The sequence below is a fragment of the Chthonomonas sp. genome (assembly GCF_035294165.1).
In the GTDB taxonomy this organism is placed as follows: Bacteria; Armatimonadota; Chthonomonadetes; order Chthonomonadales; family Chthonomonadaceae; genus Chthonomonas.
In genome coordinates, this window is record NZ_DATGLN010000177.1 from 1 (window position 1) to 9,836 (window position 9,836).

Sequence of the window (9,836 nt, forward strand, 5' to 3'; positions counted from 1 at the left end):
TCTGTATGCGGACATTGCGCGAGAGAGAACCGCAAAAGCCAGAGCCAGTTCCACTGTCAACAGTGTGGCTTTGAGGCGAATGCTGATTTCAATGCGGCGGTAAACCTCAAAGCACGGGGCGAAAGTTCAGACGCCCTATTGTGTCGGTCGGAGGCACACGCTTCCAATCAGGCACAAGCCCCTGTGCTTTAGCCAGGGGTATCTGACCTCGAATTCCCCGTATGTATAAGTTTGTATCTAGCGAGAGACAGACATCTACGATGATGCGGTGGGCAGTCTTTTCGTAATCTGGCCCGGCTTTCAAGAGGGCATGATGGAGATGTATTCCGGCAGCTTTTTGGGCGGCAGCTACAGCGGCTTGATTCTCCAGAGTGTCAATAACGTGCAATGACCCGGAATGAGGTGTGAGTTCGGTCACGTCCTCATGGAGTAAAGGGGTTATGCAATAGAGAAGGTAACCGAGCTTAAACTCGTTAAGGGCGGAGGGGTCTTTTTGGACATCGGCCTCATATTGGGGCAGGAGGGTAAGCCATTTATCGGGAGAGGCCTGGATATAGGCGATATAGAGTGCCGGATTGGTGGTGCCTTTGCTGATGGCCTGCTCAAAGGCGGGGGCTGCTTGGCTGAGGTAGCCGCGTTCCAGGAGGAGACAGGCAGGTCGAAGCGAAGGGGACACATAGTCGCGAATGGGCATCTGATCAACTATACCGCCTTTATCGAGAAAACCCGGAGAGAAATCAATATTATCGGATACCGTGATCTGAGAGTAGTTAGTGGGTTTGTAGGGATGGTCTTTGGACTCTTGAAAGGGGAGTATTATGTAGTGATACAGATGCAAGGGCGGCAAATGGTCGGGATTAACCTGTTGTTTACACCCGGCAAGCCCCAAAGCGCAAAGCATGAGAAACCCTAGAGTTGTGAACAACGCGAACGGCCGAGCAGGCATTCCATTATCAAACATGATCCAGCTCCCTTCACTTAGTCTTTTACACGCGCATTCAAACTTTTCAGTGAGACGATCTAGCCTCCAATGTTTGTTTGATCTGGTCATGCCATCCTGAGTAAAAGCTAAACGCTGGGCTCATTTTGAGCTTTGGATTCCAACCGATGCTGTTGACTGCAGATAAATGGTAAACCGCTTCGTAAGCCAGTTTGAGATGCGCATCATCTAGCCGAGCCAGTGAAGGTGGCGAGGCGTAAAATTTATTTTTCTTCGCTAGCAGGTAGTACGCAAAGAGCTTATCTCCTAGGGCACGGTGAAGAAGCATCTCTAAGTTTTTACCATACGGAGCCGCTTTCCCATTAGGGTCTTCCAGGCCACCTAAATCGAACTGCACTTCCATTTGCATGCAGTAGGTGGCTATGAGACAATCAAGGGGTTTTTCATAAGCAGGTCCTGCCATAATAAACGCTTTGGAGAGATGTCGTCTTGCCGCTGCTCTGTAGGCAGCAGCTTCCGGCCCTCCATAGCTTGCGACTTCCCAATTATGATGGATAAAGAGTAGAAGCACGCCGAGCTTAAACTCATTGACAGCTGACGGGTATTGAGCAGCGTCATTTTCATATTTTGGGAGGAGAGAAGACCATTCGGAAGGCGCGGCTTGCAGATAGGCAAGATACAGCGCAGGGTTTTGTGGATCAGCCGCAATAGCCCGTTTAAAGAGCGGAGCTGCCTGGGCTAGACATCCCCTCTCCAAAAGAAAACAGGCTGGATAGAGGCTACGCGGCATATAATCTCGTAACGGTTCTGCATAGCCGAGGACGAAGCCAGGATAGTAGGCGTTCCTTGTTGAGAAATAGTTCTTGTACGGCGAAACTTGGGTTGGATGATAGGGATGCTCTTTTGTGTCTGGTATAGGGGGAAGTGGATGTATTGGCGCAATATGCGGTGGTGCAAGTCTATCAGGTCCAATAGACTGCTTCCATCCGAGTATTAGGTTTATGTCGTCCAGAAAGACGAGCACAAAGAAGAAGTTTTTCATAGGATGTGCTCCTTGTTTGGAATTCTAACACACAAATCGAGTGTTGTCAAGTAAATATCAAAATTATTAGAAAAATCAGTTTTTTCAAAAAAATTGTAAGCTTACCTTATTATTATGCGCTATTCTAAGCGGATTGGAGAACAGTAGATGTATTTCTCATGCTATCTGTGCGGCTATATGCCAAAGCCGTATCTCTTCGGCTGTATTCAAAAAAACGTCCCATCTTCGTGGGGCGGAGAATCTCTCGCCCGTTTGGGCTTGGCATTGGAGGTGTAGCGTGCTCTTAATAGGCGATACGCAAACAATAAGTCGCGTGGAGAGCTTTCCTGCAGCAGAGACAGTGATAGGCGCTACGGCGAACTTGGTGAGGCCAGATGGGAGCCAACAGAGCGGGTTGAGTGTGAGCTGGACGCCGACGGTTGCCGCCACGAGCGTTACCTTCTCTACCCAAGTAACGGCCTCCTTACCTGGGGAATATGCGCTGGTTTGGCAAATCCATTTGGGGGATGGGCAGGTGCTGAACCGCTACCAACGTCTGTTTGCGGCCTACACCAACGTGGGTGACCTCATTCGCCGACGGTTGAATGAAACGAGCCTCGTTTTACCTGAGGCCGATCTGGATGCGGAGGTCTCGTTTACGGTTACCAGTCTTGTAGATCGGTTTGTGCCGTTGCAGATGGCCGGCGGATACGGCGGCTTGGCAGGGCTTGATCAAGACCGTTTTGACCGCGCTGTAGGCCTGTTAACCGCTCTGAGGCTAAGGGCCTGTCGCGCCAAGAGCGTTCCCATAGGGGAGATTGACCGCGTGCAGTTGGGGCAGAACGGTTTCCAGTTTGCCAATGGGCAAGCGGAGGAGCAAAAGCCGCTTGAACAGCAGTGGCTTGAGGAGGCCTTAATAGCGCTCGGACACGTAGGCCCCATTCACACGCTGTATCAAAGTGCGGCCGCCTCTTACAAACCGTTTGTGGTGAGCGGCCCCACGCGCAACGCACAGAGCCAGGGGGCCTTAGAGACGCTGGCAAGCGGTGTGATTCGGCTTTTAACCGATTCATGGCAGGTAGGAACGCCGCCGGAGGACTACGCTGCCGATTATGAGGAGTAGGCGATGGACGCAACGGCCGAAGCGCGACTTGTGGCCCAGTTGTTGGCGCTCCAGGGCAGCCCCACAACGATAAACGGGAGCGCGGTTGGCAACGGCCTGTGGGCGCGAGCCGAACCTAATCGCCTTCAGATGCTGATGGGCGATCTGGTGGCGCAGCAGGCCGTTTATGAGGTGAAGCTGGCCGGAGACCTTTGGGGGCAGGTGCACGTGGGCGACGAGGTGGCCAATGTGGCTACCGGGTTACGCATCGTGGTGCGCTGGGTAGACGTGTCGGACCTCGCCGGCGTGCCGGTAGTGGTCAATGTCCTCGGCATCGCTCTGTCGGAATAGTTTCAATCCTCACTGAGGGGAAGGGCGTCGGCCTTGAGAAAGGCGCAGTGCGCAGCACCGTTGGCCTTGAAGAGCCGATGATACGACTGTCATTTCGAGCCAAAGGCGAGAAATCTTAAGTTTCAATTCCCACCAATTCTGTGGAGGTGGGGGGTCGGTCTTGAGGGATAAGGGGTGGGGCTGCGGAGGCTGGCAATTGCTTGGTGCTAGAGCCAGTTAGCAGAATGAGCTTATCCTGTTCGCCCCCTATCCCGTCCTTTCCGTCTTGCAGACAGCAATGCAGCGGCCAGAGAGATAGGCGATTAAGAGAATAAAACAGGTCGCTGAGGGGGAGGGATAGGGGTAGGCTATACCACTCCTTCACACAAAAGAAAGGAAAGGGCGTTGTCTCCGCATCCCAAAGGGGAGCGGATACTGTTGGCACATTTTCTATGAACGAACTCATTATAAGTCATCTGCTAGACCTGTTACAGGCCGATCCACGTGTTTTTGCAGGAGGCACGATCTATGCGCCGGGGTGGGCCGGAACCACACGGCCCGATCGGGGCCTGCCGGCACAGAGCGGCCGGGTGAACATCTACGATGGGAGTTATGAACCATCGGGAGGCGGGCACCGGCCGGCGATCTATATCGGCCTACGCGCCTTGGAATATGAGGACACGTTAGAGGCTTCGGCCTTGGCGGGGGGACTGGTGGAGTTCCGACGCCTTGTCGTTCCTTTGGTGATCGTGGCGCAAGCAGCCACGGAGGGGCAGGCAAGGGCACAGCGTGACCAGCTTTGCAGCAATGTGCGCCTGGTGTTGGCAAGCCATGTGGTGGAGAGCGGCTACTGGTATGAGCTGCGAACCGGCCTGTCGCAAGCGGCTATTGGAGAAGCGCATGCCTGGCTAAATCGGCAGGGGATGGCGAACGCGGTTACGGTGACTGCCGGCGTTCAGCTTCCGTGCCGCTTTCTCTACGTATGGGCGGTGTAACGCCATAAAGCCCCGTTGTGCTCTGTTGTGGTATGCCTCGCCATCCCAACCGAGGCGCTGCCACGATTCGCGAGATAAGGAGAACAACCTTTGGCATACACAGGTATTACCAGTGCAGTGGGATTGGCCATCGAAAGCCAGTTTTGTCAACCACCGCTTTCCGGCACCAACCCGGCCACGGTGGGCATTGCAGGAACGAACCCCTTGCGTTATATGATAGTAGAGCCGGGCGGCGGGTTTGCCGGCGAGCCTGAGCTGAACCTGGGCGCGGAAATCGAGGGCGATGTCCAACTGCTGAGGGCGCCCATGGTGGGAAGGAAGTATCAGGGAGCCTTTCGTTTCTACGCCGACCCAGAAAACCTGTTCTATCCTCTGCTAGGAGTATTTGGGCGCGACATCGCCTCCACGCAGCAGGCAGCTTCCGGCACCAACCCTGCCGTCTATCAGCATCAGTTCCTTCCAGGCCGACAGATACCCTCGTTCAGCGTGGAGGAGGACATCGGCGACGGCACGTGGGCGCGACTTTCGACGGGGGTTTTGGTGCAGAAGTTAGAGCTGCAGTTGGCACGCCTCTTTACCGCCGAAGTAGCCCTTTTAGCCCATCGGCAGCTACCCAACCGCTATCCGGACGGCAACGGGCATGTTGTAGACTACTTTTTCGGGGCCACTCCCACGCTTTTGCCTCCGGCTATGGGTGGCAACGGCAGCCTCACCGTGGTACGCACGCCGCCACCACCGAGCTTTGTGGATGTAAGCGCCAACGGAGGCGGCCCTTTTGTGTTCGCCGAAATCGCTCATGGAACCCAGGCCGGGTTTGCCTCTGCATGGCTGCAGGTGGATGGCAACCCGATAGCGGTTGACCTATTGGAAGGGAGCCGCATTCTCTTTGAAAGAGAGATTCAGAGCGTGCTGGTGGCCGGCAGCGGCTACGATCCTGGGGCGGCCGTGGTGAATCGGTTTCTCTGTTCCGGTCGGCTTGTCTGCCTGTACAAGGGCATGGATTTGCCCGAAGCGGCTTTGGCCGCACGTCAGGTGGGCTTAAATTTCGCGGTTACCGGCGTTGGCATCGGCAGCACGGGCTTAGGCTACCATATGGAGGTTCATCTACCCAATTTAAGGCTTGTGAGGGCTCCGCTCCCTTTAACCGAGGGAATGTTAGCCATAGATGCCGACTTTGTGGCTTTGCGTGACCCGGTGTTGGGGTACACCGCTAAAGTGACCTTGGTAAACACCGTGAATGCAGCCGGTTTAGGCGGACAACTTGTGAGCGGTTCTGGCAGCAGCGGCTCCTCCCCACAGCTTAGCGGCATCGGTTGGGTGAGCGCCTAGCTCTCCTGTTTAGGAGGGACGTGCAATGCAGGTTCATGTGGAGCGGGTGTTGCGGCATCGGTAGAGGTCGCCATCTTCTCCAATGACCTTGCCTGCCCCTTGCGCAGGTGCGTCGGCATAAACGGGCGCTCGAAAACAAGATGGAAAAGGTAGGCTACCCCCACTATCACCGGTACACTGCAAAACACAACAATCCAAGCCGCTCTTTGAGAGTGAGATAGCCCAAAATAACCCCAAAAAAGCGCCCCCAGAATCGGATAGTGCACTAAATAGAGGCTGTAGGAAAAAGTCCCTAACTTAACGGTTGGGGGTGCATCAAGCCAACGAAACAGACGGTTCAAACGATGCTCCTTTTGCAGAAAGCGTGTGCTTCCGACGATAAAACACATCGCAGCCAAGGCCATTAAGATATTGGTTAGCCAGTCCCCATCGCGTGCCGAGCGAAAGAAACGATGATCGGTAAGAAAATGAGCAATCGGCACAAGCAAGAGACTAATGAAACCCAGCCTGTACCAGGGCAGCTTATCCCTCAAGGAGCGGCAGAAAGGGTCGGCCTCCCAAAAGTTAACGGCAGCGCCGGCCATGCCGAGGGTGAAGGCTACGAGCATCCAAGGGGCCGTCCAGGCGTAAACAGGGAACAAACCTTGATGCAGTATGCCCAAGCTGAGGACGGAGGCCCCAACCACAGGGCCGAGAAGACCAAAGCGACGCCACAGTGGCAGAAACAAGAAGGGAAACAGGAAGTAGATTTGCCACTCCAATGCGACGCTCCACATGGGCGGGTCTATTTTATAGCCGTGAGGCGTGAGGTTATGGATCAGCAATATGTGGGTAAGGGTGCCCAAAGGAACGAAGGGGGGCAGCGCAACACCCCAAGGGGATACTAAAGCCGGGTGTTGCAGGGATGGATAAAGAGCGAGGAGCAGAATAGAAAATGACAAGGCAGCGTAGTAGGGCGGGAGGATGCGTCGTGCCCTTCGTTTGAAGTAGTCCCATACCCCTTTGGGCATATGGCCATCTTGGGTGCGGGCAACGGGTAGCATGAGCACATAGCCGGAAAGGACGATGAACACTACCACCGCCTGATGTCCATAGCAGAAAAAATGCCAATAGAGTTGCTGTGCATGACGCCATGGTGAAGCGTGGGGCGAAGGGGCAAACTGGGAGATATGGTACTCCACCACATAAAGGGCCGCCAGCCCACGCAGGCCATCGAGAAACTCCAGACGCAGACGAGGAGCTTCCTCGTCGGAAAGCACGGGCACGACAGCGCCGTGCCCCACCACATGCCGAACCGGGGCGCCCATCGAATTCATGAATGTATCCTCCCAATCCTACGCTAAGAATAAGATAAAAAGATTATTTGCAGTTAAGCACAGACTTAGGACGGCGTATCGAAAACTCACCGTTTATCTTCGGCTTTGTAAGAAAATTCTTAAGGATTGATTATGCGTGTCCTCATATTCCGTAGAGGAGGTATTGCCCTATGTCTATCCCCTATAAAACGCTACAGGAGGTGGTTCTGCCCAACGGTGAGCGCCTGGTTTTGCGGCCGCTGAATGCGTTTCAGCGTTATGAGGCGCGGTTTCAAGCCGATCTCTACGCTGCCCAACAGCTTTTGCCGTGGGGAGTTGATCAACCGAATGCCTCCGTTCTACAAGCCCAGTTTGAACAGATGCCGGAAGAGGAACGACGCGCCTACCTGCTAAGAGCCTATGAGGAGATGCTTCGGCAAGAGGCTGAAATAAGTTGCCCCCAGCTGCCTCCGCTGCAACGCCAAGCGGAGGAGACGGAAATGGCCTTTGCTCTGCGCGTAAAGGCATGGCAAGAGCAGGGCGAACTAAGGCGTGGCGAGTGGCTGAGGGAATGTTTGCTGGTGGAGCAGACGCGCATAGCCGGCCTAAGCGTTGCCGAGCAGGTGGCGGCTTGCTGTAATCGGTGGCGGGAGCATACCTATCGAGAGGCCTTTGCGACTCGCTTTCTGTTGGAGGCGTTGGCATGGTCGGCGCGGGTGGTCGAAGACCCGAAGCGGCGCTGCTATGAGAGCGCCGAGGCGGTAGCCGACCTGGAGGACGCCGATCTCAACGCCTTGATAGAGGGCTATCTATCGTTGGACACGGTGCGTGAGCCGGAGGTCCCTACATCGCCGCCGCCCTGCTAAGGACCTACGGGCTGGAGGGGATGGCGGCGGCGCGATGGGAGATCGATTTGGAGGAGCCATGGTGGCTTACGGCCGCAAAGGATTGGGGGGCGCGGGTGAAGGCCGTGATGGAGGGGCAAGGGCCGGCCGCGGCGGCCTGGCGCGCCCTCCTATTGCGGCGTTTAGAGCAAGAACCTCCCCATTTTGTCTATCGTTTTTATGAGGAGTGGCGTCATGCAATGGAGACGACTTATAGGGGACGGAACTGAGCCTTCCGCCCTCCTTATTCCGGAGGGGTTTGCATCTAGGGGGCAGCATATTGGCCCTGAGGGCAGAGTGTGGCAACAGGCCATTCATCGGTACGGGCGAGGGGTAAGGACGAACCGATTGGCGCATAGGTCGCCCGTCTCCCTTCGCCCCTTGCTGCAGGCACTTGGTGCGCACACGAGCCTGCAAGTTCGCAGCACGTTGCAAACGGCTTTTGCGGCCTACGGCGTTTTTCAGCAGGGCGAGCAGCATGGGATCACTTTAGGCGGGGTTTTGCAGGGGGCGCTTACCGGTTACGAGGTAGGCGGCCCCGTAGGGGCGTTGGTAGGGGCCGGGCTCGATATTTTAGGCGGTCTGTTCCACCATTCGCATCTTCCGCCGGTTGCATCGCAAAATTTGGCGCAGCAGTTTGGCCCCGGCGGGTTCGACTATCTGGCCTATCGTTATCACTACTTTCATACATTGGGGCCTGTGGGTTCTTTAGGGCCTTTGCCCGCCGCTTCCTACCGGTTAGCGACCCAGTTTTTTCAGCCGGCACCGCAGATAAACCTCTATATTGACGGCGTGAAGACGGCGGTACAGGCCACCATGCAGAAAAGCGTAAGCTTAGGTTCAGCCGCCAACGCCAACGTTTACTACAACGCGGCAAGGCCGATCTAGTTTCAATCCTTACTGCGGGGGTAGGGCTGTAGAGACTGCCGATCTCACGGTTCTAGAGCGAATTGTCAAAGCAAGCCGCCTTTGCTCGCCCCCTATCCCATCCTTTCGTCTTGCAGACAGCAACGCTGCGGTCTTAGCAGATGAGGGGAAGGGCGTCGGCCTTGGCAAAGCAGCGGCCCGTGAGATGGGCGATGAAGGAAACGACACAGGCCGCTGAGTTGCACACCGCGAGGTGCCCCTCTGCAAATTTGGGGAAGGGGGTCGGCCTTGAAGAGCCGGTGAGATAGACACCTGTCATTTCGAGCCGAAGGCGAGAAATCTTGAGTTTCAATTCCCATCAGCTCCGCGTAGATGGGGGGTGAGACTGCCAATCTCGCGGTTCTAGAGCCATTTAGTAGAGTGAGCTTATCTTATTCGCCCCCTATCCCGGCCTTTCCCCCTATTAGGGAGAAAGGGGGCGGTTGTGTTAAGTTTCCAAAGGGGAGCTTATCATAAAAACCTGCCGATAAACTTGCTGGTCTCCCCTCCCCCAATTTGGGAGAGGGGAGTGGGGGTGGGGGCTTGTAGGGGAAGGCCTTGAAGAGCGGATGATACGACTGTCATTTCGAGCCGAAGGCGAGAAATCTTGAGTTTCAATCCCCATCAGCTCTGCGGAGGTAGGGGTAGGGTTGTCAATCTCACGGTTCTAGAGGCAATTAACGGAGCAAGCCTATCTTGTTCGCCCCCTATCCCGTCCTTTCCCCCGATTTGGGAGAAAGGGGGCGGGTGTGGCTAGTTCCCGAAGGAAAGCTAACCAAAGGAAACCACTAGTTGGCTTGCTGGTCTCCCCTCTCCCTGATTAGGGGGAGGGGCGGGGGGGTGGGGGCTGTAGAAGCAGACAGCAATGGAGCGGCCAGAGAGATAGGGCGATTAAGAAAACGACGCAGGCCGCTGAGGGGAGGGCGTCGGCCTTGAGGGGTAACTCTTGAGGTTACCCCCAGCATGGTTGCCCTATTTCTAAGGTTTCAACAGTTTATAGAGAGGAGTGCTGATTTGGCACAACCACCACCGCC

At 55.5% G+C, this 9,836-nt stretch carries 12 protein-coding genes; 8 read left to right on the top strand and 4 right to left on the bottom strand.

What is annotated here, in order from left to right; translation table 11 throughout:
• A partial coding sequence (locus VKV29_RS15295; RefSeq protein WP_343217358.1) for a zinc ribbon domain-containing protein occupies positions 1–192 on the top strand: 192 nt, incomplete at its 5' end.
• On the opposite strand, the gene VKV29_RS09535 is transcribed toward VKV29_RS15295, so the two are convergent.
• Together VKV29_RS09535 and VKV29_RS09540 are read right to left on the bottom strand one after the other, a co-directional pair.
• A complete protein-coding gene (locus VKV29_RS09535; RefSeq protein WP_324201075.1) occupies positions 107–961 on the bottom strand; it encodes a hypothetical protein in 855 nt (284 codons plus the stop codon). The two genes, VKV29_RS15295 and VKV29_RS09535, sit on opposite strands and share 86 nt — an antisense overlap.
• 46 nt (positions 962–1,007) lie before the next feature.
• The gene (locus tag VKV29_RS09540) at positions 1,008–1,982 is read right to left on the bottom strand and encodes a hypothetical protein (RefSeq protein WP_324201076.1); all 975 of its coding nucleotides are present in this window, start codon (positions 1,980–1,982) and stop codon (positions 1,008–1,010) included.
• A 277-nt stretch (positions 1,983–2,259) separates the two neighbouring features.
• Between VKV29_RS09540 and VKV29_RS09545 the strand changes: the two genes are divergently transcribed.
• The 4 genes from VKV29_RS09545 to VKV29_RS09560 all read left to right on the top strand — a co-directional run bounded on the left by VKV29_RS09545 (position 2,260) and on the right by VKV29_RS09560 (position 5,717).
• On the top strand, positions 2,260–3,084 hold the full coding sequence (locus VKV29_RS09545) for a hypothetical protein (protein WP_324201077.1): 825 nt from the start codon (positions 2,260–2,262) through the stop codon (positions 3,082–3,084).
• Positions 3,085–3,087: 3 nt separating this feature from the next.
• Positions 3,088–3,414 carry a hypothetical protein gene (locus VKV29_RS09550; protein ID WP_324201078.1) on the top strand — a complete coding sequence of 109 codons (327 nt, stop codon included), beginning with the start codon at positions 3,088–3,090 and terminating at the stop codon, positions 3,412–3,414.
• A gap of 431 nt (positions 3,415–3,845) precedes the next feature.
• Positions 3,846–4,388, top strand: coding sequence for a hypothetical protein (locus tag VKV29_RS09555; protein ID WP_324201079.1), 543 nt, complete (start codon positions 3,846–3,848; stop codon positions 4,386–4,388).
• Positions 4,389–4,478: 90 nt separating this feature from the next.
• Complete coding sequence (locus tag VKV29_RS09560) at positions 4,479–5,717, top strand: phage tail tube protein (RefSeq protein WP_324201080.1); 1,239 nt, start codon at positions 4,479–4,481, stop codon at positions 5,715–5,717.
• Here VKV29_RS09560 and VKV29_RS09565 read toward each other — a convergent pair.
• Positions 5,714–7,033 carry an acyltransferase gene (locus tag VKV29_RS09565; protein ID WP_324201081.1) on the bottom strand — a complete coding sequence of 440 codons (1,320 nt, stop codon included), beginning with the start codon at positions 7,031–7,033 and terminating at the stop codon, positions 5,714–5,716. The two genes, VKV29_RS09560 and VKV29_RS09565, sit on opposite strands and share 4 nt — an antisense overlap.
• A gap of 170 nt (positions 7,034–7,203) precedes the next feature.
• Between VKV29_RS09565 and VKV29_RS09570 the strand changes: the two genes are divergently transcribed.
• From VKV29_RS09570 to VKV29_RS09580, 3 genes are read left to right on the top strand one after another with little or no spacing between them, the layout of a single operon-like run.
• Positions 7,204–7,878, top strand: a complete 675-nt coding sequence (locus VKV29_RS09570) for a hypothetical protein (protein WP_324201082.1) — start codon at positions 7,204–7,206, stop codon at positions 7,876–7,878.
• 20 nt (positions 7,879–7,898) lie between these two features.
• Positions 7,899–8,126 carry a hypothetical protein gene (locus VKV29_RS09575; protein ID WP_324201083.1) on the top strand — a complete coding sequence of 76 codons (228 nt, stop codon included), beginning with the start codon at positions 7,899–7,901 and terminating at the stop codon, positions 8,124–8,126.
• A complete protein-coding gene (locus VKV29_RS09580) occupies positions 8,092–8,784 on the top strand; it encodes a hypothetical protein (RefSeq protein WP_324201084.1) in 693 nt (230 codons plus the stop codon). The genes VKV29_RS09575 and VKV29_RS09580 overlap by 35 nt, the downstream gene beginning before the upstream one ends.
• Before the next feature lie 133 nt (positions 8,785–8,917).
• Here VKV29_RS09580 and VKV29_RS09585 read toward each other — a convergent pair whose 3' ends face one another.
• On the bottom strand, positions 8,918–9,115 hold the full coding sequence (locus VKV29_RS09585) for a hypothetical protein (protein WP_324201085.1): 198 nt from the start codon (positions 9,113–9,115) through the stop codon (positions 8,918–8,920).
• Positions 9,116–9,836: the final 721 nt, after the last annotated feature.